The sequence below is a fragment of the Phenylobacterium sp. genome (assembly GCF_041913825.1).
Taxonomy (GTDB): Bacteria; Pseudomonadota; Alphaproteobacteria; order Caulobacterales; family Caulobacteraceae; genus Phenylobacterium.
Map to the genome: position 1 here is coordinate 80529 of NZ_JAYSEO010000009.1, position 25330 is coordinate 105858.

At 71.5% G+C, this 25330-nt stretch carries 18 protein-coding genes; 12 read left to right on the plus strand and 6 right to left on the minus strand.

The genetic code is table 11. From position 1 onward, the window contains the following. Positions 1-41: 41 nt before the first annotated feature. The 3 genes from ACE3Q8_RS09235 to ACE3Q8_RS09245 all read left to right on the plus strand — a co-directional run bounded on the left by ACE3Q8_RS09235 (position 42) and on the right by ACE3Q8_RS09245 (position 5885). Complete coding sequence (locus ACE3Q8_RS09235; protein WP_374469981.1) at positions 42-2225, plus strand: penicillin acylase family protein; 2184 nt, start codon at positions 42-44, stop codon at positions 2223-2225. Positions 2226-2292: 67 nt separating this feature from the next. After that, positions 2293-3909: an amidohydrolase family protein gene (locus tag ACE3Q8_RS09240; protein WP_374469982.1), complete on the plus strand. Its 1617-nt coding sequence runs from the start codon at positions 2293-2295 to the stop codon at positions 3907-3909. Positions 3910-3974: 65 nt separating this feature from the next. Next, on the plus strand, positions 3975-5885 hold the full coding sequence (locus ACE3Q8_RS09245; RefSeq protein ID WP_374469983.1) for a tetratricopeptide repeat protein: 1911 nt from the start codon (positions 3975-3977) through the stop codon (positions 5883-5885). A 4-nt stretch (positions 5886-5889) separates the two neighbouring features. Here ACE3Q8_RS09245 and ACE3Q8_RS09250 read toward each other — a convergent pair whose 3' ends face one another. After that, positions 5890-6273, minus strand: coding sequence for a MerR family transcriptional regulator (locus tag ACE3Q8_RS09250; protein ID WP_374469984.1), 384 nt, complete (start codon positions 6271-6273; stop codon positions 5890-5892). 183 nt (positions 6274-6456) lie between these two features. Here ACE3Q8_RS09250 and ACE3Q8_RS09255 point away from each other — a divergent pair, with 183 nt between their 5' ends. Then, positions 6457-7881 carry a short-chain fatty acyl-CoA regulator family protein gene (locus ACE3Q8_RS09255; protein WP_374469985.1) on the plus strand — a complete coding sequence of 475 codons (1425 nt, stop codon included), beginning with the start codon at positions 6457-6459 and terminating at the stop codon, positions 7879-7881. On the opposite strand, the gene ACE3Q8_RS09260 is transcribed toward ACE3Q8_RS09255, so the two are convergent. The 3 genes from ACE3Q8_RS09260 to ACE3Q8_RS09270 all read right to left on the minus strand — a co-directional run bounded on the left by ACE3Q8_RS09260 (position 7872) and on the right by ACE3Q8_RS09270 (position 11237). Next, positions 7872-9035, minus strand: coding sequence for an iron-containing alcohol dehydrogenase (locus tag ACE3Q8_RS09260; RefSeq protein ID WP_374469986.1), 1164 nt, complete (start codon positions 9033-9035; stop codon positions 7872-7874). The two genes, ACE3Q8_RS09255 and ACE3Q8_RS09260, sit on opposite strands and share 10 nt — an antisense overlap. Positions 9036-9100: 65 nt before the next feature. Further along, positions 9101-10300, minus strand: coding sequence for a sodium/glutamate symporter (locus tag ACE3Q8_RS09265; protein ID WP_374469987.1), 1200 nt, complete (start codon positions 10298-10300; stop codon positions 9101-9103). A 1-nt stretch (position 10301) separates the two neighbouring features. Then, positions 10302-11237, minus strand: coding sequence for a 2-hydroxyacid dehydrogenase (locus ACE3Q8_RS09270; RefSeq protein WP_374469988.1), 936 nt, complete (start codon positions 11235-11237; stop codon positions 10302-10304). Between the two features lie 177 nt (positions 11238-11414). Here ACE3Q8_RS09270 and ACE3Q8_RS09275 point away from each other — a divergent pair, with 177 nt between their 5' ends. The 6 genes from ACE3Q8_RS09275 to ACE3Q8_RS09300 all read left to right on the plus strand — a co-directional run bounded on the left by ACE3Q8_RS09275 (position 11415) and on the right by ACE3Q8_RS09300 (position 21893). Continuing rightward, positions 11415-12437 (plus strand): LacI family DNA-binding transcriptional regulator, encoded by a 1023-nt coding sequence (locus tag ACE3Q8_RS09275; RefSeq protein ID WP_374469989.1) that lies wholly within the window; start codon positions 11415-11417, stop codon positions 12435-12437. Between the two features lie 272 nt (positions 12438-12709). Beyond that, the gene (locus ACE3Q8_RS09280) at positions 12710-15193 is read left to right on the plus strand and encodes an exo 1,3/1,4-beta-D-glucan glucohydrolase (RefSeq protein WP_374469990.1); all 2484 of its coding nucleotides are present in this window, start codon (positions 12710-12712) and stop codon (positions 15191-15193) included. A gap of 237 nt (positions 15194-15430) precedes the next feature. Beyond that, positions 15431-18532, plus strand: a complete 3102-nt coding sequence (locus tag ACE3Q8_RS09285) for a TonB-dependent receptor (protein ID WP_374469991.1) — start codon at positions 15431-15433, stop codon at positions 18530-18532. Between the two features lie 93 nt (positions 18533-18625). Continuing rightward, positions 18626-19336, plus strand: coding sequence for a SapC family protein (locus tag ACE3Q8_RS09290; protein WP_374469992.1), 711 nt, complete (start codon positions 18626-18628; stop codon positions 19334-19336). Then, the gene (locus tag ACE3Q8_RS09295; RefSeq protein ID WP_374469993.1) at positions 19333-20364 is read left to right on the plus strand and encodes a cupin-like domain-containing protein; all 1032 of its coding nucleotides are present in this window, start codon (positions 19333-19335) and stop codon (positions 20362-20364) included. The genes ACE3Q8_RS09290 and ACE3Q8_RS09295 overlap by 4 nt, the downstream gene beginning before the upstream one ends. 29 nt (positions 20365-20393) lie before the next feature. Next, on the plus strand, positions 20394-21893 hold the full coding sequence (locus tag ACE3Q8_RS09300) for a tryptophan halogenase family protein (RefSeq protein WP_374469994.1): 1500 nt from the start codon (positions 20394-20396) through the stop codon (positions 21891-21893). On the opposite strand, the gene ACE3Q8_RS09305 is transcribed toward ACE3Q8_RS09300, so the two are convergent. Continuing rightward, positions 21890-22726 carry an enoyl-CoA hydratase-related protein gene (locus ACE3Q8_RS09305; protein WP_374469995.1) on the minus strand — a complete coding sequence of 279 codons (837 nt, stop codon included), beginning with the start codon at positions 22724-22726 and terminating at the stop codon, positions 21890-21892. The genes ACE3Q8_RS09300 and ACE3Q8_RS09305 overlap by 4 nt on opposite strands. 153 nt (positions 22727-22879) lie before the next feature. Between ACE3Q8_RS09305 and ACE3Q8_RS09310 the strand changes: the two genes are divergently transcribed. Continuing rightward, positions 22880-23557: a TetR/AcrR family transcriptional regulator gene (locus tag ACE3Q8_RS09310; RefSeq protein WP_374469996.1), complete on the plus strand. Its 678-nt coding sequence runs from the start codon at positions 22880-22882 to the stop codon at positions 23555-23557. Between the two features lie 103 nt (positions 23558-23660). Beyond that, positions 23661-24551, plus strand: coding sequence for an oxygenase MpaB family protein (locus tag ACE3Q8_RS09315; RefSeq protein ID WP_374469997.1), 891 nt, complete (start codon positions 23661-23663; stop codon positions 24549-24551). Here ACE3Q8_RS09315 and ACE3Q8_RS09320 read toward each other — a convergent pair. Further along, entirely contained in the window at positions 24548-25324 is a 777-nt protein-coding gene (locus ACE3Q8_RS09320; RefSeq protein WP_374469998.1) for a LuxR C-terminal-related transcriptional regulator, read from the minus strand. The genes ACE3Q8_RS09315 and ACE3Q8_RS09320 overlap by 4 nt on opposite strands. Positions 25325-25330: the final 6 nt, after the last annotated feature.

Here is a 25330-nt window from a genome sequence, read left to right on the forward strand (position 1 = left end):
GGCGCCGGGCAGGTCGCCCGCTTCCGAAGAGGTCCCGCATCGTGCGTCGCGCTCCGTCCCTCCTCCTCGCCCTGGCGCTGGCCGCGGGCCTGGCGCTTCCTGCGCAGGCCGAGCCGCAGGATCTCGCGCGGCTGCAGCGGCAGGCCGCCAAGGTCCGCATCGTCCGCGACGACTGGGGCATCGCCCACGTGCGCGGCCGCACCGACGCCGACGCGGTGTTCGGCATGATCTATGCCCAGGCCGAGGACGACTTCCCGCGCATCGAGGCCAACTATCTGGCCAGCCTGGGGCGCGCGGCGGAGGCGGAGGGCGAGGCGGCGATCTGGCGCGATCTCCGCCAGCGGCTGTTCGTCGACCACGACGACCTGCGCCGCCGCTACGAAGGCGCGCCGGCCTCGCTGAAGCGGCTGATGCAGGCCTGGGCGGACGGGCTCAACTACTACCTGGCCACCCATCCGAAGGTCCGCCCCCAGGTGATCGCGCGCTTCGAGCCTTGGATGGCGCTGTCCTTCTCGGAGGGCAGCATCGGCGGGGACATTTCGAAGGTCTCACTGGAGGGCCTCGCCGCCTTCTACGGAGAAACGCGCACCGCGGGGCTCGATCCGGCGGCGCAGGAGCGGTTCCCCGAGCCCACCGGCTCCAACGGCATCGCCATCGCCCCGTCCCGGACCGCCGACGGACGGGCGCTGCTGCTGATCAACCCGCACACCTCGTTCTACTTCCGCTCCGAGCTGCAGATGACCAGCGACGAGGGGCTGGACGCCTACGGCGCGGTGACCTGGGGTCAGTTCTTCATCTACCAGGGCTTCAACGCCAACGCGGGGTGGATGCACACCACCTCGTCCATGGACGCGGTGGACGAGTTCGCCGAGACGATCGTCGAGCGCGACGGGCGGCCGTTCTACCGCTACGGCGCCGAGGCGCGGCCCGTGGCGGTGTCGCAGATCGTCATCCCGTACCGGACCGCGGACGGCGGCCGCGCGAGCCGCAACTTCACCGTCTACCGCACCCACCATGGGCCCATCGTCCGGGCCGAGGGCGGCAAGTGGATCGCTACCGCCCTGATGCACCGGCCGGTGGAGGCGCTGCGCCAGTCCTTCGAACGCACCAAGGTCCGCGACCTGGCCGGCTTCATGAAGGTCTCGGAACTGGCGGCGAACTCCTCCAACAACACCCTCTTCGCCGACAGCCGCGGCAACGTGGCTTTTCTGATGCCGCAGTTCCTGCCCCGGCGGGACGGGCGGTTCGACTACACGCGGCCGGTGGACGGTTCCGACCCCGCCACGGACTGGCAGGGCGTGCATGCGCCCGACACCACGCCGAACGTGGCCAACCCGCCGAACGGCTGGGTCTACAACGCCAACGACGGCCCCTGGTGGGCGGCGGGAGCGGGGCGATTCGAGCGCACGGCCTTCCCGGCCTATTTCGACCAGGTGGGCCAGAACGCCCGCACGCCGCATGCCCTGAAGGTGCTTCAGGACCGGACGGATTTCACCGTCCAGGGCCTGATCGACGCCGCCTACGATCCCTGGCTGCCGGCGTTCGAGCGGCTGCTGCCAGGCCTCGCCGCTGCCTATGACGCGCTTCCTGCGGGCGATCCGCGCCGCGCCGCGCTGGCCGAGCCTGTGGCCGCACTGCGCCAGTGGGACCGGCGCTGGTCGGCGCAATCCGTCGAGACCTCGCTTGCGGTGTTCTGGGGCGAGGCGCTGTGGGACGCGGTCGCGCCGGCCGCCAAGGCCGCAGGACAGTCGAACCTCGACTACATGGCCGAGCACGCGACGGCCGAGCAGCGACTGGCCGCCCTCGACGCCGCGGTGGCCCGGCTGCGCCAGGACTTCGGCGACTGGCGCACGCCCTGGGGGGAGATCAACCGCTTCCAGCGGCTGACCGGCGACATCACGCCCAAGTTCGACGACGCCGCCCCGAGCCTGCCGACCCCCTTCACCTCCGCCCAGTGGGGCTCGCTGGCCTCGTTCGGCGCGCGCCGGTACGAGGGGACCCGGCGCTACTACGGCAGCAGCGGCAACAGCTTCGTGGCCGTCGTGGAGTTCGGGCCGCGGGTGCGCGCTCGGGCGATCAGCGCCGGCGGGGAGAGCGGCGATCCGCTGTCGCCGCATTTCAATGACCAGGCGCTCCGCTACACGCGCGGCGACCTGCGACCCGTCTACTTCTACCCCGACGAGCTCCGGGGCCACGTGGCGCGGACCTATCGACCCGGCGGCTAGACGCCGGCCGGTTGCCGCGGCGCGGGCGGGGTGTGATACGGGGCCGGAGGCGCAGAGGGGGCGGGCGATGAGAACCACAGGTCTGATCCTGGCGGCGGTGAGCGCCGTGCTGGTGGCGGCGACGGCGCCGCCGGCGGCCCGGGCCCAGGCCCCGACATCGGCCGCCGCGGAGCTCCGGCCCGCGCCGGCCCGACGGCCGGGCGAGGGCCTCGGCCCGTTCCGCCGGATGGTGATCCGCGGCGCGACGTTGATCGACGGGACGGGCGCGCCGCCCCGCGGACCGGTGGACATCGTCATCGAGGGCGACCGGATCGCCGAAGTCCGCCAGGCGGGCTGGCCGGGTCTGAAGCTCGCGGCGAACCGGCCCCCGCGCGACGTCGACCACGAGATCGACGCCACCGGCATGTACGTCCTGCCGGGGTTCGTGGACGTGCACGCCCACGCCGGAACGCCCGCCAAGGCCCCGGACCTTGAGTACGTCTACAAGCTCTGGCTGGCGCACGGCGTGACAACCGTCCGCGGCGTGCCGCTGGCGCCCCACGCCCAGGCCGTGTCCGAAAAGGCGCGCGCGGCCCGGGGCGAGATCGTCGCCCCGCGCATCTACAACTACCAGACGCTCGGCGCCGGCTGGTCGCAGGGCCGCGTCGACAGCGCCGAGAAGGCGCGAGCCTGGGTCCGCTGGGCGGCCCGCAATGGCGTCGACGGGATCAAGTTCTTCAATCGCGACGACGAGACGCCGGAAGTGATCCTGGGCGCGCTGGCCGAGGCCAAGGCGCAGGGCCTGGGCACGGTGGCGCACATCTCCCAGCCCGGCGTCGCCGAGCTGAACGCGCTGGGCTTCGGCAAGGCGGGGCTGGGGACCGTCACCCACTTCTACGGCCACTCCGAGGCCCTGCTGAAGGAGCGGCGGCTGCAGGACTACCCGGCCGACTACAACTACTACGACGAGCAGAAGCGGTTCGGGCAGGTCGCCGAGATCTGGGACGAGATGGCCGAGCCGGGCTCGCCGCAGTGGGTCGCCTACCTCGAGGCGCAGAAGGCCAACGGCGTCACCTTCGACCCGACCTTCAACATCTATGCGGCCTCCCGCGACCTGATGCGGGCCCGCAACGCCGACTGGCACGCAGACTACACCCTGCCGAGCCTCCGGGCCTACTTCGTCTCCACCCGCGACAACCACGGCAGCTACTTCTTCGACTGGACGACCGCCAACGAGGTGGCGTGGAAGCGGTTCTACGACCGCTACCTGCGGCTGGTGAACGACTACAAGAACATCGGCGGGCGGGTGACCACCGGCTCCGACAGCGGCTTCATCTGGAAGCTGTACGGCTTCGCCTACATCGAGGAGCTGGAGCTGCTGCAGGAAGCCGGCTTCTCCCCGCTGGAGGTGATCCAGGCCGCCACCATCAACGGCGCGCGGACGCTCGCCGAGCCGAAGGGCGAGCCGATCTCGTTCGGCGTCGTGCGGCCCGGCCTCAGCGCCGACCTGGTCATCGTGCCGGAGAACCCGTTGCAGAACTTCAAGACGCTCTACGGAACCGGCCACCAGCGGCTGAGCGCGGACAATCGGATCGAGACCGTCGGCGGCGTGAAGTGGACGGTGGTCCGCGGCGTCGCCTACGACGCCAAGGCGCTGCTGGCCGACGTCAAGGCGATGGTGGACCGCCAGAAGGCGGAACGCTGATCTGTGAGCAGATATTCCGACGGCTGAGCTTGACGGGATGGGGCGGTTCGCTTCTGTGAACCGCCATGGGGAAAGCCGAACTGCTCGGAGCGGCCGGGCGTCACCTGGCCGCCGGCCGGCTGGACGACGCCACCGCGGCCTATCGGGAAGCGCTGGACCTCGACCCCCGCGATCCGAACGTGGCGGCGGATCTGGGCGCGCTGCTGCGCCGCGGCGGCCGGGCCGCCGAGGCGCTGGCGACTTACGACGCCGCCCTGGCCCACAGTCCCGCCGCATCCATCCTGCTCACCAACCGCGCCAACCTTCTCAACGACCTGCGGCGCTGGGCGGAGGCGCTCGCCAGCGCCGAGCGGGCGCTGGCCGTCGAGCCCGGACGCGAGATGGCGCACAACGCGCGCGGCAACGCGCTGCTGGGCCTCGGCCGCGCGGCCGAGGCGCTTATCGCCTACGAGCGGGCCGGGGCGCTGGGGGTGCTGAACGCCGCCCAAGCCAACCTGGCCCTTGGCCGGCCTGCCGACGCGCTCCGCTGCGCCGAGCAGGCGGCGGCCGCGCGGCCGTCGGAGGCCAAGCCCCACCTGACCCGCGGCCACGCCCTGGCCGCCATGGGCCGCTGGCGCGAGGCGGTAGGCGCCTATGACGAGGCCTTCCGGCTGGCGCCCGCCGAACGGTTCCTGGCCGGACACCGGCTCCACGCCCGGATGCGTGCGTGCCTATGGGACGGATTCGAGGCGCACGTCGCCGACCTCGCCGCCCGGATCGACCGGGGGGAGCTCGCCACCCCGCCGTTCGTGCTCGCCTCCGTCCCGGTCTCCGCTGACGCCCAGCGCCGGTACGCCGAAGCCTACATCGCCGAGACCAGCGGCGCGCGGCGCGTGCGGCCGGAACGGCGGCCCGGCCGCCGCATCCACGTGGCCTATTTCTCGGCCGACCTGCACGAGCACGCCACCGCCTATCTGATGGCCGAGCTGTTCGAGCTGCACGACCGCGAGCGGTTCGAGGTCACCGCCTTCTCCTATGGTCCCGAGACCGGCGATCCGATGCGGACCCGGCTGAAGGCGGCGTTCGACCGCTTCTACGACGTCCGTGACCTCGGCGACGCCGAGATCGCGGAGATGGCGCGTGGCCTGGGCGTCGACATCGCCGTGGACCTCAAGGGCCTGACCGCAGACACCCGTCCGGAGATCTTCGCCCACGGCGCCGCGCCGGTGCAGGTGAACTATCTCGGTTACCCCATGACCATGGGCGCGGCCTTCATCGACTACATCATCGGCGATCCGACCCTGATCCCGCCCGACGGGGAGGCCTGCTACGCCGAGCAGGTGGTGCGGATGCCGCATTGCTACCAGCCCAACGACCGGCGGCGGGCCGTGGGGCCGCCGACCACCCGCGAAGATCACGGTCTGCCGGGCGACGCCCTGGTCTTCGCGAGCTTCAACGGCGCCTACAAGATCACGCCGGACGTCTTCGAACTGTGGATGCGGCTCCTGCGGGAGTTCCCGTCCGCGGTCATGTGGTTGCTGGAGGACGGGATCGACGTGGCCGCGAGCCTGCGGCGGGAGGCGTCCGCGCGCGGCGTCGATCCCGGCCGGCTGGTGTTCGCGCCGAAGCGGCCACAGCCGGTCCACCAGGAGCGGATCCGGCACGCCGACCTGTTCCTGGACACCTTCCCCTACACCGCCCACACGACGGCCAGTGACGCGCTCTGGGCCGGGCTGCCGATCGTGACGCGGGCGGGGCAGACCTTCGCCAGCCGGGTGGCGGCCAGCCTGCTGCGCGCCTCCGGCCTGGAGGAGCTCGTCGCCACCGATGTCGACGGCTACCTCGAGCGGGCGCGGCGGCTGTCGGCGGATCCCGCCGCCCTGCGGGCGCTGCGCGCCCGGGTGGAGCGCGTGCGGGACACCTCGCCGGTGTTCGACACGCCGGCCTATGTCGCCGACCTCGAGCGGCTCTACGCAGGGATGGTCGGCCGCGCGTGAGGCGTCAGGCGCCGGCCAGCCGCTTGGCCGGGGTGGCGGGCCCGTCGAGCTCGGCGAGCACCGCGTCGATGGCCGCGAGGTCCTTCAGGACGGCGTCGCGCCGGCGGGCGAGCTTCGCCCGGGCGCAGTCGCGGCGCTGGGCGTCGTCGTCCGCCTCCAGCACCTCCTCGATGTCGGGCAGCGACACCTGCGCCTGGCGCAGCTTGGCGATCCATTCCAGCCGCACCCTGGCGGCGCCGTCGTAGTAGCGGCAGTTGAGCCGGTCGCGGCGGGCCTCGATCAGCCCCTTCTCCTCGTAGAACCGGAGCGCCCGCGCCGTGAGGCCGAAGACCCGCATGGCGCTGGAGAGGCTGAGCCGGGGCAGGTGGCGGATGTTGTCTCTGGTCATGGCGCTCGCTCCGCAGAGGTCGTGCGGGGCAGGGTCGGAGGCCGCGCTTCACAAGCCTGCGCAAACGTCGCCGCCGAGGCCCTGTGGCCCGGGACGGGGATGAGGCGCTGTTCCTGCTAGGGATTCAAATGACAACGTGCGAAGACTTGGCGGTCGGCCCCGGCTCGTTTGCAAAGTTGTGAAATGCGCTACAAGCTCTTCGTCGGCCCGAAGGTCCGCGCGCTGAGGGAACAGCGCGGCTGGCGGCTCGAACCCTGCGCCCGCGCGCTCGGCATCTCGCCCAGCTACCTCTCCCAGATCGAGGCCAACCAGCGGCCGGTCACCGACCGCGTCCTGGCGAGCCTGAGCGCCTACTTCGGCCTGCCCGCCGAGGCGTTCGACGCCGAGGGCGAGCAGCGGCTGATCGCCGACCTGCGCGAGGCGGCGGCGGAGAGCGGCGCGGGCGAGGAGCCGATCCCGCTCAGCGAGCTCCGGCAGGCGGCGCTGCACGCGCCCACGCTCGCCCGGCGGTTCCTCAACCTTCACCGCGCCAACCACCGCCTGAACGAGCGCCTCAAGCTGACGGAGGAGGCGGTCGCGCTGGACGAGGCCACGGCCGCGAGCTCGCTGCTGCCCTACGAGGAGGTCCGCGACTTCTTCCACTTCAAGGACAACTACATCGACGCGCTCGACCGCGCGGCCGAGGAGCTGGCCCAGGAGATCGGCGTCCAGGAGGGCCGCGCGTCCGACATGCTGCTCGAGATGCACCTGCGCGAGCGGCTCGGGATCCAGGTGCGCTACGACGGGGAGGGCGACCTGATGCGGCGCTACGATCCCGTCACCCGCGAGCTGACCCTCAACGCCAGCCAGCCGGCCGCCAGCCGCGCGTTCCAGATGGCCTACCACATGGTCTCGGCCACGCTCTCGGACGTGATCGAGCGTGAGCTAGAGGCGGCGCGGTTCCGCAGCCGCGAAGCCGTGGACGTCTGCCGCATGGGCCTCGGCAACTACGCGGCCGGCGCGCTCCTGATGCCCTATCGGGCCTTCGCCGGCGCCGCCCGGGCGCGGCGCCACGACGTGGAGCAGCTCGCGGCGCGCTTCGGCGCCAGCCTGGAGCAGGTCTGCCACCGGCTCAGCACCCTGCAGCGGCCCGGCGAGCGGGGCGTGCCGCTCTATTTCGTGCGGCTGGACTTCGCCGGGAACATCACCAAGCGCCACAGCGCCACGCGTTTCCGCTTCGCGCGGTTTGGCGGCGCCTGCCCCCTGTGGAACGTGCACGACGCGGTGAGCGCGCCCGAGCGGTTCCTGGTCCAGGTGGCGGAGATGCCGGACGGGGTGCGCTACCTCTGCGTCGCGCGGGCCGTGGTGAAGCGCTCCGACGCCTATCTCGAACCTGACCGCCGCTACGTCCTGGGCTTCGGCTGCGAGGTCGAGCACGCCCGCGAGCTGGTCTACTCCGCCGGCGTCGACCTCAAGGGACCCGCGGCGCCCATCGGGGTGAGCTGCCGCATCTGCGAGCGGCTCGACTGCGGCCAGCGCGCCTTCCCGCCGGTGGACCGGCCGCTGACCGTCCCACGCAACGAGCGGCGGAGCGTTCCTTTCCGCCTGGCCCCCGATCCTCAGGCGTAGGCGAGTCGGTAGAGCGCCTTGATCTCCTCGGCGTCGGGAACCCGCGGATTGTTGCCGGGCGAGCCGGAGGCCAGGGCCTGCTCGGCCATGCTGTCCATCACCGCGTCCCACCGCGCCCGGTCGATGCCGTAGCGGGCGGGGGAGGGCACTTCGAGGTCCGCGTTCAGCGCCCGCAGTTCCTCCAGCAGCCGGGCCACGGCGGACTGGTCGCCCTCGTTCTCGCCGGCCACGCCCATGGCCACCGCGCACTGCGCATAGCGGCCGAGCGCCGCCGGCGCCGACCAGGCGGTCACCGCCGGCAGCAGCATGGCGTTGGAGAGCCCGTGCGGCACGTGGAAGTAGGCGCCCACCGGGCGGCTCATGCCGTGCACCAGGGCCACCGAGGCGTTGGAGAAGGCGATTCCGGCCTGGGTGGCGCCCAGCATCATCGCCTCGCGTGCGGCGCGGTTGTCGGGCTCGCGGTCCACGACGCGGAGATTGGGCGCGATGGCGCGCATGGCCTGCAGCGCCATGGCGTCGCTGAAGGGATTCGCCCGCTTGCTGACGTAGGCCTCGATGGCGTGGGTCAGGCTATCGATGCCGGTGTCGGCGGTCAGCCGGCGGGGCATGGTCAGCGTCAGCTCGTAGTCCACGAGGGCGGCAATGGGCAGGTAGGCCAGGCCGACGCACAGCATCTTCTCGTTCGTCGCCTCGTCGGTGACGATGGTGAAGCGGGTGGCCTCGGATCCGGTGCCGGCGGTGGTCGGCACGGCGATGACCGGCAGGCCGGGCGTGTCCTGTACGTGCGGGACCATGTAGTCGCGCATTCCCCCCCCGAACCGACTGAGCACCGCGATGGCCTTGGCGGAGTCCAGCGGACTGCCCCCGCCGAAGCCCACGACGCAGTCGTGCTCCCCCTCGGCCAGGAAGGCGACCCCGGCCTCGATGGAGCTGGCGGTCGGGTCCGAGACGGTGTCGGCGAACACCCGGGCCTCGGCCACGCCGCCCGCCTTGAGGTCGGCGAGCAGCCGTTCCACGCGGCCGGACTCCAGCAGATAGCGGTCGGTGATCACCAGCGGCCGCGAGAGGCCGAGGCTGGTCAGCGTCGCGGCGAGCTCGGTCGAGGCGCCCGCGCCGATCCGCATCAGCCGGGGCAGGGCGATCATGGCGCTCATCGCGGTCTCCTCACGGCGGCCAGCCTAGGAAGGCGGCCCGCCGCGGGCAACCCGGGAGAGGCCGGTCAGCTCCAGAGGTTCAGGAAGGCCGTGATAATGAGGGCGTTGGCGAAGTCGATGAAGAAGGCGCCCACCAGCGGCACGGTCAGGAAGGCGCGCGGCGCCTCGGCGTACTTCTCCACCAACGCCCGCATGATCGCCATGGCGTTGGCGGTGGTGCCCAGCATGAACCCCGCGAAGCCGCCCGCCGTGACCGCCGCGTCGTAGTCGCGGCCCATCAGCCACCACACCGGCCCAAGCACCAGGAGCGCGATCATCGCGAGCTGCGCGGCCAGGATCGCCACGAGCGGCACGGCCAGGCCCGCCAGCTTGGCCAGGTCGAGGGTCATGATCGCCAGGACCAGGAAGAACGACAGGGCTGTCGCGCCGGCGACCTCGATGGCCTCGTGCGGCAGCTTCACGAGCCCCGTGACGTCGTCGAGGTTCCGGAAGGCGGCGGCCACCAGCATGGCCCCGATGTAGGCCGGCAGCACCGCGCCCCAGCCCTTCAGCACCTCGCTGACCAGGCCGCCCAGCCACATGGAGAGGGCGATCACGCAGATCGTCTTGAGGACGAGGAAGGTCAGGTTGGCGTGGCCATGGCTGGGGCCAGCCTGCGTGCTGACCGTCACCCGCGCCTCCGCCGGAACCGCCTGGCGCGGGTCGAGCCGGCGCGAGGCGATGAGCCAGGTGGCGAGCGGCGCGCCGAAGAGGCTCGCCAGCACGATCCCCGCCATCCCGTTAGCCGTGGCCACGGCCGCCGCGCCCGCCACGCCGGCGGCCTCGAACTGCGGCGCGAAGGCGAGACCGGTGGCCGGACCGCCGGAGAGCGTGGCGGTGCCGGTCAGCACGCCCAGCAGCGGATTGAGGCCGAAGCCCACCGCGATCCCGGCGCCCAGCAGCGCCTGCAGCACCCCGACACCGCTCGCCAGGACCAGCAGCAGCAACACCTGCGGCCCGCCCCTGCGCAGCAGGCGCACGCTGGCGGCGAAGCCGAGGGTGGTGAAGAAGGCGATCATCATCGGGGTCTGCAGCACCGCCTCGAAGGTCAGCGGCGGCAGGCCGGCCAGCCGGACGGCAAGCGCCGCCAGCGCCGCGAGCATCCCGCCGATCACCGGGACCGGGAGGTTCAGCCGGTCCAGCAGCCGGATTCGCGCCCGCAGCCCGTACCCCGCGAGCAGCAGCACGGCGGCGAGCGCGGTGGTGGCGATCGGCGACACGGTCATCTCAGTAGCCCCGGTTGCGGTCCACGAGGCCGCGCATGGGCTGGCCCGAGAGATGTCGGCGGAGGTTGGCGACGATCTGCGCCCCGGCGCTGGCCGGATCGCTGATGGCGGCGGCATGCGGCGTGATCGTGATCCTGGCGTCGGACCAGAAGGGGTGCTCCGGGGGCAGCGGCTCGGTCTCGAATACGTCGAGGGTCGCACCCGCCAGACATCCCGCGTCGAGCGCCGGGATCAGGTCGGCCTCGGCCAGGTGGCCGCCGCGGGCGGCGTTGATCAGCCAGGCGCCGTCGAGCGCCGCGAACAGCTCCCGGTTCAGCACGCCGCGGGTCTCGGGCGTGAGGGGCAGCAGGCAGACCACGATCTCCCAGCCCCGGACCGCCTCCGCGAGCGGCCCGGTCGCGGCGCGGACGCCGGGGATCGTCTTTTGCGTCCGGCTCCAGCCGCGCACGTCGAAGCCGAGGCCGGCCAGCGCGGTGGCGCTGGCGCCGCCGATCTCACCCAGGCCCAGCACGCCCACCACCCGGTCACGGGCCAGCGGCTGGGGGAGGGGACGCCACGTGCGCTCCCGCTGCTGCGCGGCGTAGAGCGGCATCCGGCGATGGTAGTGCAGCACCCGCTCCGCCACGTACTCCGCCATGCCGATCGTCAGGCTGTCGTCCTGCATCCGAACGACGGGCGTGTCGGGGAGGTCGGGATCCCCCATCAGGCGGTCGACCCCGGCGCCGATCCAGAAGATCGCCTGCAGGTTCGGGAACTGGCGCAGGAAGCCGGCCGGGTGCTGCCAGGCCACGAGGTAGTCCACCTCGGCGGGATCGCCCGCCTCGGGCCAGCGACGGATCTCCACGTCGGCGGCGGCCGGGGCGAGGGCGGACAGCCAGGCGTCGGCGTCCGGCCGGAAGTAGGCGAACAGCAGGACGGGACGGCGTTCGGCGTTCAATTCCGCTCGGGCTCCACCTCAAGGGTCACGGCCGACCGGCGAGGCGCCCGCAGGGGGCGAGACTGTCCGGCGTGGCGACTCGGCGCAAGGCGGCGCGGCTGCGGCGCCCGTGGGACTTGCGCGCCGGATGCGACGGCTTAGCCTCGCGCGTGAAGAGGGGGCGAACGGCGGAAAGCTGTGGCCACAGTCACCATTCATCACGTCGCCGAGCGCGCAGGCGTCTCGATCAAGACCGTGTCGCGGGTCCTGAACAAGGAGCCCAACGTCAAGCCGGCGACCCGGGACAAGGTCCTGGCGGCGGCCGAGACCCTGCGCTACCGGCCGAGCGTTTCGGCGCGCAGCCTGGCGGGCGCGCGCAGCTATCTGATCGCGCTGTTCTCGGACAATCCCAGCTCCAACTACATCGCCGACATCCAGCGGGGGGCCGTGAGCCGCTGCCGTGAGGACGGGTACCACCTGGTGCTGGAGCCCCTGGACTCGGCTGCGCCCACGGCCACCGACCTGATCCGCAACACGGTGGCGACCCTGCGCGCCCACGGGGCGATCCTGACGCCGCCGGTCTCGGACCGGCTCTCGGTCCTGCAGGCCCTGGAGGAGACGGGGACGCCCTTCGTCCGGATCGCGCCCGACAAGGAGCCGGACCGCGCCGCGAGGGTGCGCATCGACGACCGCCAGGCGGCCTATGAGATGACCGTGCACCTGCTGGAGCTTGGCCACCGGCACATCGGGTTCATCATCGGTCACCCCGACCACGGCGCCAGCCACCTGCGCCACGAAGGCTTCCTCCAGGCCATGGCCGACCATGGGCTCGCCGTGCGCGACGAGCACGTGGCCCAGGGCTTCTTCTCCTTCAACTCCGGCTATGCCTGCGCCGACGCGTTGCTGGAAGCCGACGTGCGGCCGACGGCGATCTTCGCCAGCAACGACGACATGGCCGTGGGCGTGCTCGCGGCCGCGCACCGGCGTCGCCTGTCGGTGCCCGCGGACCTGTCGGTGGCCGGCTTCGACGACACCCCGGCGGCCATGACCTCGGTGCCGCCCCTGACCACCGTGCGCCAGCCGATCTTCCAGATGGCCGCGGCCGCCGCCGAAATGCTGATCCGCGGGGAGTGGGACCCGGCGGACCCAGGCCCCGCGCCCTCTCGCCTGCTCCCCTTCGAGATCGTGGTCCGGGAATCGACGGCCCCGCCCCGCGGCTGATTAGGCCACCGAAGGCCATCGAAGGACGGCGAGCGGCACGATGTTACCGCTAACGATTTCCCGTTGACAGCGTTGTCACGCTTGCGCAGTCTCGTTCGCAGAACAGCGGCCGCGCTCGAACGACGGCCGGGAGGAAACACAGATGATCCCGCCTCGCGGCCGGCAAGACGCGCGCGCGTCCGCCATTCCGGCAACCGCTGATCTTGCTTCCCCTGCCTGGCGCGGCGCGCCCATCGCCGCGCCCTTCTTTTTCCGCGTCTGAGCCGAACGGCATGGCCCGCCCGACTCTCCGCGCCCGGATCCTCACCTGCGCCGCCGCCGCGGCCCTGCTGGCTGCGCCCGCCGAGGCCCAGCAGCCGGGCATGGCCGACCCGCAGGCCTGGCCGGTCGCGCGGAGCGTCGGCCTGGTGGACGCCCGCACCGAGGCCTTCGTCACCGAGCTGATGGGGCGGATGACCGTCGAGGAGAAGGTGGGGCAGTTGATCCAGGCCGACCTCTCCACCGTGCGGCCGGCCGATCTCCGCGACTATCCGCTCGGCTCGATCCTGGCCGGCGGCGACAGCCCGCCGCTCGGCGCGCCGGACCGCTCCGGCCCGCAGCCGTGGCTCGCCACCGCCCGCGCCTTCCGCGAGGCCGCCGCGGCTCGTCCCGGCGCCAAGGTGCCGCTGATCTTCGGCGTCGACGCGGTGCACGGGAACAACAACGTCATCGGCGCCGTGGTCTTCCCGCACAACATCGGGCTGGGCGCGGCCCGCAACCCCGACCTCATCCGCCGGATCGGCGAGGTCACCGCCCGCGAGAGCGCCGCCGTCGGGATCGACTGGGCGTTCGGTCCGACCGTGGCGACGGTCCGCGACGATCGTTGGGGGCGGACCTACGAGGGGTATTCCGAGGATCCGGAGATCGTCGCGGGCTACGCCGGCGAGCTGGTGCGCGGCCTGCAGGGCCGGCCGGCCGACTGGCCTGCGCTGAAAGCCGGCGGGGTGGCGGGCTCCGCCAAGCACTTCATCGGCGACGGCGGCACCGAGAACGGCAAGGACCAGGGCGACAACAAGGACAGCAACGCGGAACTCGCCCGCATCCACGCCCCCGGCTACGTCTCCGCCATCAACGCCGGCGTCATGACGGTCATGGCCTCATTCTCGAGCTGGCAGGGCGTCAAGAACCACGGCAACCGCAGCCTGCTGACCGACGTGCTGAAGGGCCGGATGGGTTTCGACGGTTTCGTCGTCAGCGACTGGAACGCCCACGGCCAGGTGACCGGCTGCAGCAACGAGAGCTGCCCGCAGGCGATCAACGCCGGCATCGACATGCTGATGGCGCCCGACAGTTGGAAGGGGCTCTACCGGAACACCCTGGCCCAGGTGCGCTCCGGCGAGATCCCCATGGCCCGGCTGGACGACGCCGTGCGCCGGATCCTGCGGGTGAAGGTCAAGACGGGCGTGTTCGGCGAGCGGCCGCTCGAAGGCCGGCTGGAGCTGATCGGCGCGACCGAGCACCGGGCGCTGGCGCGCCAGGCGGTGCGCGAATCGCTCGTGCTGCTGAAGAACAACGGCGGCGTGCTGCCGGTCCGCGCCAACGCCCGGGTCTTGGTGGCCGGCGACGGGGCGGACAACATCGGCAAGCAGTCGGGCGGCTGGACGCTGTCGTGGCAGGGGACCGGCAACAAGCCCAGCGACTTCCCCAACGCCCAGTCGATCTGGGGCGGCATCCGCGAGGCGGTGGAGGCCGGCGGCGGCCGCGCCGAGCTCAGCTCCGACGGCAGCTTCACGACCAAGCCGGACGTGGCCATCGTGGTGTTCGGCGAGGATCCCTACGCCGAGTTCCTGGGCGATCGCCCCACCCTGGAGTACCAGCCCGGCGCCAAGGCCGACCTGGCGCTGCTGCGGAAGCTGAAGGGGCAGGGGGTGCCGGTTGTGGCCGTCTTCCTGTCCGGCCGGCCGCTGTGGGTGAACCCCGAGATCAACGCCGCCGACGCCTTCGTGGCCGCCTGGCTGCCCGGGACCGAGGGCGGCGGCGTGGCCGATGTGCTTATCGGCGACGCGCGGGGCCGTCCGCGCCAGGACTTCCGCGGCAAGCTCTCCTACTCCTGGCCGAAGCTCGCCAACCAGTACCGCCTGAACCGGGGCGACCGCGGCTACGACCCGCTGTTCGCCTACGGATACGGCCTGACCTACCGCGACCGCCGCCCGCTCGCCGCCCTGCCGGAGGTCTCCGGCGTGGCCAGCGTCGCGCCGAACCCCGACCGCTACCTCGTGGCTGGCAAGGTGGTGGAGCCCTGGCGCCTGCTGCTCCGGGACGCCGGCGGCGAGATCCAGGCGGGGGCCGGCGATGCGCGCAGCCCAGCGGGCGCCGTCTCGCTCGCCCTGGTGGACGCCGCCGGGGTGCAGGGCGCCGGGCGCGCCCTGACCTGGACGGGTCCGGCCCAGGCGGCGATCGCGGGGCCAGCCGCCGACCTCACGCGACAGGCCAACGGCGACATGGCGCTCTCCATCACCTACCGGGTGGATCAGCGTCCGGCGGGCGCGGTTCGCCTGGGCCTCGGCAAGACCTCGGTGGCGCTCACCGAGACCCTGAACGCCGCACCGGTCGGCGAGTGGCGGACCCTGAAGGTGAAGCTGTCCTGCTTCCGCCGGGATGGCGAGGACCTCGCCGCGGTGGCCGCGCCGGTCACCTTGGACTCGGCGGGCCGGCTCGGCCTCTCGGTCGCCGAGCTGCGGCTCGCTCCCAATCAGAACGACGCGGTGTGCCCATGATCCGGACCCGTTTCGACCTCAGCGCCAAAAATCTCCGCGCCCCGCAGATGCCGGAAACCGCGGCGCCGTCAAAAAAGCGTCGCCGCGGCTTGACTGGATTGGAGACGCAATGATATCGCTAACATAGAAGAGATAGAGCAGTATCGCGCACCGCATCTAGTATTCGGGGCGCGGCGCTGTTGCAGTGCAAAAAATAAGCTCAGTCCATCTCGCGCCCGAACCTAGGGGGGAATCGCCATGAAGCGGCGTCACCGCTTGCGCACGTCTGCGTCTTTCGTTGCCTTGTCCGCAGCCTTCCTTACGGCCGGCCCCGTCGCCGCCCAGGAAGTTGAGGAAGTCGTCGTCACCGGTATCCGCGCTTCGATCGAGCAGGCGCTCGACATCAAGCGCAGCAACAGCGGCGTCGTGGACGCCATCGCGGCCGAGGACATCGGCAAGTTCCCCGACACCAACCTCGCCGAATCGCTGCAGCGCATTCCCGGCGTGGCCATCGACCGGACGAACGGCGAAGGCTCGCAGGTGACGGTCCGCGGCTTCGGCGGCGGCTTCAACCTTGTCACGCTCAATGGCCGCTCCATGCCGACGGCCGACGTGCAGACGGTGGGCGGCGACCAGAACGCCGACTTCGCCGGCGGCACGAGCCGCTCGTTCGACTTCTCGAACCTCGCCTCGGAAGGCGTCAGCACCCTGGAGGTCTACAAGACCGGCCGCGCGGCGATCCCCTCCGGCGGCATCGGGGCGACGATCAACGTCCGCACCCGCCGCCCGCTGGACGCCGAACCCGGCTTTTCGGGCAGCATCGGCGCGAAGGCGCTCTACGACACCAGCGTCGAGGAGAGCCTGGACGACGCCGACAAGATCACGCCGGAGCTCTCGGGCCTTCTGAACTACGCCGACCCCAGCGACACCTTCGGGGTCAACATCTACGGCAGCTACCAGAAGCGGAACTTCACGACCCGGAGCGCCACCTCCAACGACTGGAATATCCGCACGCTGAGCGAGTTCCTGGACCCGTCCAACGGCTTCGTCCGCAACAACAACTCGACCCAGATCACCAACCGGCCGACCGACCTCAACACCCTGGTCGCGATCCCGAACGACAGCCGCTACCACTTCTCGGAAGGCGACCGGGAGCGGGTGAACGCCCAGGCCACCCTGCAATTCCGCCCCACCGAGACCATCACCCTGACCGCGGACGCCCTCTACGCCCGCAACAAGATCCGCGAGGAGCGCAGCGACCAGACCAACTGGTTCAACCGCCCGTTCGACCGGGTCACCTTCGACGACAACCCGACCGTCGCCACCGCGGTGTTCCTGGGCGAGACGCTCAGCGGCACCAAGGACATGGGCTTCGAGCAGCAGTACCGGGCCAACACCGACACGCTCGAATCCTACGGCCTGAACGGCGTCTGGCAGGCCACCGAGCGCCTCTCCGTGTCGGTGGACGGCCACATCTCCAAGGCCGAAAGCAAGCCCGGCGGCCGCAACGGGGCCAGCTCGACCATGGTCGCCATCGGCGCGCCGATCGTCTCGGCGCACTCGGTGGACTTCAGCGGCAAGATCCCGGTCCAGAGCGTGACCATCAACGACGCGGCGCCGCGCGGCAACGGCAACGGCCGGATGGACGTGGGCGACCTGGGCAGCCAGGTGGCCCGCACCTCGGCCCAGCGCCAGCGCCAGGAGATCAAGGAGATCCGCGCCGACGTCACCTGGGAGCTGGACGACAACGGCAGCCGCTTCGACGCCGGGGTCGACCTGCGCACGTCGAAGATGCGGCAGACCAGCCTCAACACCCAGCAGGACCTGGGGAGCTGGGGGATCTCGAACCCGCGCGACGTGTCGCAGTTCGCGGGCAACCTCGTCAGCGAGTTCTGCCTGGCCTGCGCCTTCAACAACTTCGACCCGCAGCAGACCGGACCCGGCCTGACGGCCTTCCGGGCCAACGCCATCGACCTCTACGACGCCCTGTCGCCGGTCTACGCCCAGCGGGGGAATGCGGTCAGCATCACCCAGCAGAACGACAACCGCGTCAAAGAAGACATCATGGCCGCCTACGCCCAGGTCACCTGGAAGGCGGAGCTGGCCGGCCGGCCGGCGAGCGTCGTGGCGGGCGTCCGCTACGAGCAGACTAAGGTGGACTCCGCGTCCCTGATCCGCACCCCCTCGGCGGTGGTGTGGACGGCGGACAACGACTTCCGCATCGACACCATCAACGAGTTCCAGCCGATCGAAGGGAAGGGCAAGTACAACAACCTGCTGCCGGCCCTCGACTTCCAGATCGAGCTTCGCGAGAACCTGATTGGCCGGGCCTCGTTCAGCCGCACCATCGCGCGGCCGGACTACGGCGACCTGTTCGCTGCGATCACGGCCAACCAGCCGAACCGCCCGATCGCCAACGGCGCGGTCCCGCTCGGCACTTCCGGCAACCCGGACCTGGAGCCGCTGATCTCCGACAACTTCGACCTGTCCCTCGAGTGGTACTACAAGCCGGGCAGCTTCGTGTCGGCGGGCGTGTTCGAGAAGCGGGTGAACAACTTCGTCGGCACCGGCACCTTCACCCGCAGCCTGTTCGACCTGCGTGACCCGTCCTCCGGCGCGCCGGGAACCCGCTCCGGCCAGGCCGTGGCGCTGCTGAACTCGGTCGGCGCCGATCGCTCGGACGTCAACCTGTTCACCGCGACGGCGCTGATCATCCAGACCGGCTCGGTGGCGGCGGCCACGACCCAGTTCCAGGCCAACCGCCAGGTGAACCCGAACGGCACGCTGGGTGACCTCAACCAGGCCTTCGTCGACCAGATCCTGGCCTCGATCGACATCTCCGGGAACGCCAGCGATCCGCTGCTGAACTTCCAGGTCTCGCAGCCGGTGAACACCCGCGCGGCGAAGATCCACGGGTTCGAGATCGCCGGCACCCATTTCTTCGGCGAAACCGGCTTCGGTGTCGCCGCCGCCTACACCTATGTGGACGGTGACGTGGGCTTCGACATCGGTTCGGACCCGGACGAGGATCAGTTCGCGCTGCTGGGCCTCAGCGACACGGCCAACGTGACGCTGATCTACGAGAAGTACGGGATCTCGGCCCGGATCGCGTGGAACTGGCGGGATAAGTTCCTCACGGACCTGAACCGCGGCGGCGACCGCAACCCGGTGTTCGTCGCGCCCTTCGAGCAGGTGGACTTCAACGTCAGCTACGACATCAACGACAACCTCGCGGTGTCGTTCGAAGGGATCAACATCTTCGAGGAAAGCCTGCGGCACTACGCTCGCGACAAGAACGAGCTCTGGTTCGCCCAGGAGCTGGACACGAGGTACCTTCTCGGACTGCGGTACCGGTTCTAGCCTCCCCTGAGGACCGGTTACTCCGAGACGGGAGAGGCCGCTGCCCACAGCGGCCTCTTTCGCCGTCCGGGGACCGGGACGGACAAGGCGGACATGACTCGAAGAGTGCTGCTCAACAACGTCGACCATGCGGACCTGCGGGTGATCGCCCGGCATGGCCCCGAGTTCGGCGACAGCGTGAACCAGGTGCTCGTGCTGCCCAGCGAGTTCGAGGCCGCGCAGCGCGAGTACCCGATCTTCTTCCGGCGCGACGCCAACGGCGAGCTGCAGGCGGTGGCGATCCTCGGCCTAGACCGCGACGAGAACCTCTTCCTGGGGCCGGGCGGCTGGAACGCGCGCTACGTGCCCGCCGCCCAGCAGCGGGGGCCGTTCTCCATCGCGCTGCAGGATGCGGACGCCGCGCCGATGATCCACATCGATCTGGACCACCCGAGGGTGAGCCGGGCCGACGGCGAGCCGCTGTTCCTGCCGGCCGGCGGCAGCGCGCCCTACCTGCAGCACGTCTCGCGCGTGCTGGGGCTGATCTACGACGGGCTGGAGGCGAGCCGGCCGTTCTTCCAGGCCCTGGAGGCGCTGGACCTGATCGAGACCGTGGACGTGGAGGCCAAGCTAGGCGACGGGACCGAGTACGTCCTCCCCGGCCTCTTCACGGTCTCCCACGCCCGTCTCTCGGCCCTGCGCGGCGCCGACCTGGAGCGGCTGCACGCCTCTGGCGCGTTGCGCGCCGCCTATATGGTGCTGGCCTCCATGGCCAACATGTCGGCCCTGATCGACGCCAAGCGGCGCAGGCTGGCCGGCGCATGATCCCCGCGGCCCGGCCCGTCGAGGCGGTCAGTGGCGTCCGGCCGGACGAGATCCCGCTGGGCGAGATCCTCGAGGGCCAGCGGCCCAGGGTCTTCAAGGGCATGGCCGCCGACTGGCCGCTGGTGCGCCAGGGTCGACAGTCCGCCGGCGCCGCCATCGCCTGCCTCAAGGCCCACGACGCCGGCCGGCCGGTGGTCGGCTACACCGGCCCTCCGGAGATCGATGGCCGCTTCGGCTACGACGAGACCCTGACCCGCCTGAACTTCCGGGCCGAGCGGGTGGGCCTCAGCGCCTTCCTGGACCGCATGGCCGAGGCGATGAACACGCCGGACGGCCCGGCGCTCTACATCGGCTCCACCGACATCGACACCTACCTGCCGGGCCTCAGGACCGAGAACGACCTCGCGATCCCGCCGGAGGCCTTCGGCCCGCAGCCGCCGCTCGTCAGCATCTGGATCGGCGGGCGGACCACGGCGGCCGCGCACTACGACATGTCCAACAACATCGCCTGTTGCGTGGCGGGCCGGCGGCGCTTCACCCTCTTTCCGCCGGGCCAGGCGGCAAACCTCTATCCCGGACCGCTGGAGCCGACGCCGGGAGGACAGGTGGTCAGCCTGGTGGACTTACGGGACCCCGACCTCGAGCGCTTTCCGCGCTTCCCTGAAGCCGCCGCCGCCGCCCAGGTGGCCGAGCTCGAGCCCGGCGACGTGCTCGTCTACCCCGCGCTGTGGTGGCACCAAGTCGAGGCGCTGGAGCCGTTCAACGTGCTCGTGAACTACTGGTGGAACGACGCGCCGGGGTTCCTGGACACGCCGCAGCTCACTCTCCTGCATGCGCTGCTCAGCCTGCGCGACCGGCCCGCGCACGAGAAGGCAGGGTGGAAGGCGCTCTTCGACTACTACGTCTTCGGTCCTGCCGAGCAGGCTGGCGCGCACCTGCCTGAGGGGGCCCGCGGCCCGCTTGGACCGATGGACGAGATGAGCGCGCGGCGCCTGCGGGCCCAGTTGCTCAACCGCCTGAACAGATGACAGAGGCCGCCACGGCCCGGAGGAAACCCATGCAAGGACAGGTCGTGAAGAAGGTGGTGGTGGCTGGCGGCGGGACGGCGGGCTGGATGGCCGCGGCGGCGCTCTCCAGGCACCTCGGTTCTCTGCTCGACATCACGCTCGTGGAGTCGGACGACATCGGCACGGTGGGCGTGGGCGAGTCCACCATCCCTACCGCGCGCACCTTCAACCAGCTTCTCGGCATCGACGAGCGCGAGTTCATGCGGGCCACCATGGCCACCTTCAAGCTCGGCATCCTCTTCGAGGACTGGGCGCGGCTCGGCGACCGCTACATCCACTCCTTCGGTCAGGTGGGGAAGTCCACCTGGATGGCCGGCTTCCACCACATGTGGCTGGAGGCCCGGGCGCAGGGCTTCGGCGGCGACCTCGGCGACTACTGCTACGAGCTGAAGGCCGCCGAGGGTCAGCGGTTCGCCACCGGGCCGGACGCGACGCTGAACTACGCCTACCATCTCGACGCCACGCTCTACGGCCGGTTCCTGCGCGGCATGTCGGAGAAGGCCGGCGTCCGGCGCGTGGAGGGCAAGATCCGCAGCGTCGAGCAGGATCCGGAAAGCGGCTTCATCCGGGCCCTCGTCATGGAGAGCGGGGATCACGTGGAAGGCGACCTGTTCGTCGACTGCACCGGCTTCCGCGGCCTGCTGATCGAGCAGACCCTGAAGGCTGGCTACGACGATTGGAGCCAGTGGCTGCCCACCAACAGCGCGGTGCCGCTGCAGACCGTGTCGGTGGGCCCGGCCGTGCCCTACACCCGCGCCATGGCCCACACCGCCGGATGGCAGTGGCGCATCCCGCTGCAACACCGGGTGGGCAACGGCCTCGTCTACTGCAACGACTTCATGTCGGACGACGAGGCGACCGCCTTCCTGCTCGGGCAGGTGGAGGGGGAGGCCCTGATGACCCCGCGGGTGATCCGCTACGTCACCGGCCGCCGGCGGAAGACCTGGGAGAAGAACTGCGTGGCGCTCGGGCTCGCCAGCGGCTTCGTCGAGCCCCTGGAGTCGACCTCGATCCACCTGATCATGATCGGCGTGCTTCGGCTGATGCAGCTCTTTCCGTTCGACGGCTGCAGCCCGGCCCTCGCCGAACGCTTCAACCGCCTGCAGGACACCGAAATCGAGGGCATCCGCGACTTCATCGTCCTGCACTACAAGCTGACCGAACGGGACGACACGCCGTTCTGGCGGCACGTGCGCGACATGCCGGTGCCGGACTCGCTAGCCCACCGGATCGAGCTCTTCCGCGACGGGGCGCAGGCCTACCAGGCGACCGGCGAGCTGTTCCAGGTGGACTCCTGGCTGCAGGTGATGCTCGGCCAGCGGCTCGAGCCGAGGAGCTGGCACCGCATGGGCCGGCTGATGCCGCCGGACCAGCTCCGCCGCGCGCTGGACGACCTGAAGGGCAACATCGGGCGCGCCGTCGAGCGCCTGCCGCGCCACCAGGACTTCATCGACCAGTACGTAGGCCGGCGCGTGGCCGAGCCGGCCTAGGGGAGGGGCGGGGCCTCCGACGCCTTGCCGGGGAAGCGCGGTGGCCGCTTCTCCAGGAAGGCGGCGACGCCTTCGCGCACGTCGGGCCCGGCGCCGAGCTGCATGGCCAGCGCGCCATCGACCTTCAGCAGGTCGAAGGGATGCGGCTGGCCGGCGTAGCGCCACAGCATCTGCCGGGTCAGGGCGATGGAGACGGGCGCCGTGGTCTCGGCGATCTCCAGCGCGATCTCGCGGGCGCGGGCGAGCAGGGCGTCCGGCGCCGTGACCTCGCTGACCAGACCGCCGGCCAACGCCTCGTCAGCCGGGAACAGCCGACCCGAGAGGCACCATCGCAGCGCTTGCGGCAGGCCCACGAGCCTCGGCAGGAACCAGGCGCTGCCCGCCTCCGGGACGAGGCCGCGCCGCGCGAACACGAAGCCGAACCGCGCGCCCTCCGCGCAGATGCGGATGTCCATCGGAAGCGTCAGGGTCACGCCCACGCCCACGGCCGCGCCGTTGATCGCGGCGATGGACGGCTTGCGGCAATTGTAGATCGCGCCGACGAACCCCGCACCGGAGCCGCGCGGCTGGTCCGCCGTGGCGAAGGCCACGGACCCCTCGGCCGCGCTGTCGAAGGCGCCCGCCCCGCTGGAGATGTCCGCCCCGGCGCAGAAGCCGCGTCCGGCCCCGGTGACGATCACCACCCGCACGGCGTCGTCGGCGTCCGCCCGCCGGAACGCGTCCTCCAGCTCCGCGCCCATGGTGGCGGTATAGGCGTTCAGCTTGTCTGGCCGGTTCAGGGTGACGGTGAGCACCGGGCCGTCCGTCTCGTAGAGCAGGGTCTCGTAGGCCATGGGATCGTCCTCCGGCCCGCAGCCTCGGCCGCCCTCCGTGGCGTCAGTCCAGAGCGGGCGCCTATCAGTTCCGTCAGCTTGCGCGACGGGGGCGGTGTCGTTGAGCGTGGGCGTCAAAACCGGCGCCCCGACGCCGGAACGCTGGGAGGCGGCATGTCGACGACGGTGAGGAGGGCGGCGCCGGGCCCAGCCTGGCTCGGCGAGCTCGAGCCCCGCAAGCGGCCGAGCCAGGCCCGCTCGCACGCGACCTTCGCGGCCATCGTCGACGCCTGCGGGCGCCTGCTGGCCCGCGGCCGCTACGAGACGCTCACCACCAACGCCATCGCCGAGCGGGCCGGGGTGAGCATCGGCACGCTCTACGAGTACTTCCCGAACCGCGAGTCCATCGTCGCCGCTCTGGCCGCGGAGTCCTGCCGGCGGCTGGTGGTTCGGATGCACGAGGCGGTGGAGGAGACCGCCGGCATGGCGCCGCACGCGGGCGTCGAGCACCTGATCGAGGCCGGGGTTGAGGCGCTCCGGGCGCCGGAGAACGTGTTCACAGCGCTCGTGCGCGAGGCGCCGTTCGTCCTGCGCCTGCCGCCGGTGCAGGAGGCGCGCGAGGCGCTCACCGACCTCTGCCAGGACATCCGCACGCGCGCGTCCGACACGGTACGGCTGCCCGAGCCCCAGGCCGACACCTGGCTGATTTCCCAGATGCTGTTCAACGCCATGTTGGAGATCGCCCTGCTGGACGGGCCCGAAGCGCGGCGGGCGCTGCTGCAGCGCGAGCTCGCCCGGCTGACCTTCCGCATGGCGGTGGGGTGTGATCCCCCCGGCGGCGTTTCCGAGTAGGCTGACGGCGCCGGGCCTCCGCCCCGAGGGCGCTGGTCCTGCATCGAACCCGAGTTTTCCGAGCATCCCTCGGGTTTAGGATGGCGGTCGACGAGGAGGACGCATGACCGCGCTCGATCCGCACGCCGCCGCCCGTGGCCTCGCTCGCAGGCTGGAACGCCGCCTGTTCGATCCGGCTGCCGGGGGCCGGGTCGACTACCTCAAACCCGCCGGCGATCCGGGGTTCTACGGCCCTCGCGCCATGGCCTGGAAGGTGCACGCCAACCCGATCGCGCTGGCGGTGGGCGGGGTCGCCGCCGTGATCCTCGAACTGGCCGAGCCGCGGGTCCGGACCGGGGTCTGGGAGCACTCGATCTTCCGGACCGATCCGCTCAGCCGCATGCGCCGCACGGGCGAGGCGACCATGATCACCACCTATGGTCCGACCGCGGCGGCCCAGGCGCGGGTGGACATGGTCACCCGGATGCACAGCCGGGTTTCGGGCGTGACGCCGGAGGGCCTCGCCTACACCGCGCTGGATCCCGAGCTGATGACCTGGGTCCATGTCACGGCCGGGTGGGGCTTCCTGAACGCCTACCGGACGTATGTCGAGCCGGGCCTCGGACGCGCCGACCAGGACCGCTACTACGCCGAAGGCGGCCGGCTGGGCCGCGCGTTCGGCGCGGTCGACCCGCCGGACTCGGTGGCGGCGGTCGACGGCTGGTTGGATCGCATGCGGCCCAAGCTCGCGCCGCACCCGATCATCCAGGAGTTCCTGCAGATCGTCTCCGCCACCTCGCCCATGGGCCTGGCCGGACGCGCCCTTCAGCCGCTCGTCGTCCAGGCCGCCATCGACCTCCTGCCCAAGGAGCTGGTGGAACGGCTGGAACTCCCCCTGAACGGCCTGAAACTCGCCGCGGCGCGTCCGGTGCTGCGTGGCCTCGCGGCCGCGGCCGCGCTCGCCCCGCCTCAGGCGGTGCGCGACGCGCACGCTCGGGTGGGCTGCTGCGTCTAGGCCGGATCGCGGAGCAGGCGCAGGCTCCGCTCAGCGCCGATGTACCCCAGGGCGCCCGCATGGTGGACGGCCTGCGAACGGCCGGTCACGCCCATCTTCCGGGACGCATTGGTGATGTGGAAGCGGACGGTCGGCAGCGAGATGCCGACGATCTGGCCGATCTCCAGGTCGGTCTTCCCCGCCGCCGCCCACTTCAGGCACTGGATTTCGCGGCGGGTCAGCCGGACGGCCAGCCGCGCCACGTCGGCGCCGGTGGCCTCGTCGTAGGCGGCCACGAAGCGCAGCGCGCGCGCCTGCAGCTCGGCCGCGCGCGCCTCGAACACCGCCTCGACGGGGAAGGCCGCGTCCCGCGTCGCCCAGACGACGGCGCCGATCACGCCGCCCGGCAGGTAGGCGGGCGTGACGATCGCCGCGCCCACCCCGAAGGTTTCGAACGCCCCTTCTGCGGTCAGCGCGTCGAGCGCGGCGTTTGGGCGCCAGGAGGCGAACACCCCTTCGCGGAACCAGAACGGCTCAGAACAGCGGCGGACGGCGTGGATGAAGGCTGCGCGCAGGGCGAAGCCGCGGTCCTCCCAGTAGCGCAGGTCGGGATCGACCCAGCGGAACACCGTCTCGGCGAGTGGCCGGCCGTCGACACCGAGCGGCGGGCGCGGGCTGGAGATGTCGTGCGCGGCGGCGAGACACGGCAGCCCGATCTCCTCGCCCAGCCGGGCGAGTTCGCGGGCATAGGTCTCGGCGAGGGCGAGATCCGCGGCTGGAAGGGCCGAACACATGGGTCG

Bases quoted from the DNA above. Each gene is read 5' to 3' on its own strand.
- ACE3Q8_RS09240 (WP_374469982.1), top strand. From the start codon at position 2,293: ATGAGAACCACAGGTCTGATCCTGGCGGCGGTGAGCGCCGTGCTGGTG.
- ACE3Q8_RS09245 (WP_374469983.1), top strand. From the start codon at position 3,975: ATGGGGAAAGCCGAACTGCTCGGAGCGGCCGGGCGTCACCTGGCCGCC.
- ACE3Q8_RS09250 (WP_374469984.1), bottom strand. From the start codon at position 6,273: ATGACCAGAGACAACATCCGCCACCTGCCCCGGCTCAGCCTCTCCAGC.
- ACE3Q8_RS09255 (WP_374469985.1), top strand. From the start codon at position 6,457: ATGCGCTACAAGCTCTTCGTCGGCCCGAAGGTCCGCGCGCTGAGGGAA.
- ACE3Q8_RS09260 (WP_374469986.1), bottom strand. From the start codon at position 9,035: ATGAGCGCCATGATCGCCCTGCCCCGGCTGATGCGGATCGGCGCGGGC.
- ACE3Q8_RS09265 (WP_374469987.1), bottom strand. From the start codon at position 10,300: ATGACCGTGTCGCCGATCGCCACCACCGCGCTCGCCGCCGTGCTGCTG.
- ACE3Q8_RS09280 (WP_374469990.1), top strand. From the start codon at position 12,710: ATGGCCCGCCCGACTCTCCGCGCCCGGATCCTCACCTGCGCCGCCGCC.
- ACE3Q8_RS09285 (WP_374469991.1), top strand. From the start codon at position 15,431: ATGAAGCGGCGTCACCGCTTGCGCACGTCTGCGTCTTTCGTTGCCTTG.
- ACE3Q8_RS09290 (WP_374469992.1), top strand. From the start codon at position 18,626: ATGACTCGAAGAGTGCTGCTCAACAACGTCGACCATGCGGACCTGCGG.
- ACE3Q8_RS09295 (WP_374469993.1), top strand. From the start codon at position 19,333: ATGATCCCCGCGGCCCGGCCCGTCGAGGCGGTCAGTGGCGTCCGGCCG.
- ACE3Q8_RS09300 (WP_374469994.1), top strand. From the start codon at position 20,394: ATGCAAGGACAGGTCGTGAAGAAGGTGGTGGTGGCTGGCGGCGGGACG.
- ACE3Q8_RS09305 (WP_374469995.1), bottom strand. From the start codon at position 22,726: ATGGCCTACGAGACCCTGCTCTACGAGACGGACGGCCCGGTGCTCACC.
- ACE3Q8_RS09310 (WP_374469996.1), top strand. From the start codon at position 22,880: ATGTCGACGACGGTGAGGAGGGCGGCGCCGGGCCCAGCCTGGCTCGGC.
- ACE3Q8_RS09315 (WP_374469997.1), top strand. From the start codon at position 23,661: ATGACCGCGCTCGATCCGCACGCCGCCGCCCGTGGCCTCGCTCGCAGG.
- ACE3Q8_RS09320 (WP_374469998.1), bottom strand. From the start codon at position 25,324: ATGTGTTCGGCCCTTCCAGCCGCGGATCTCGCCCTCGCCGAGACCTAT.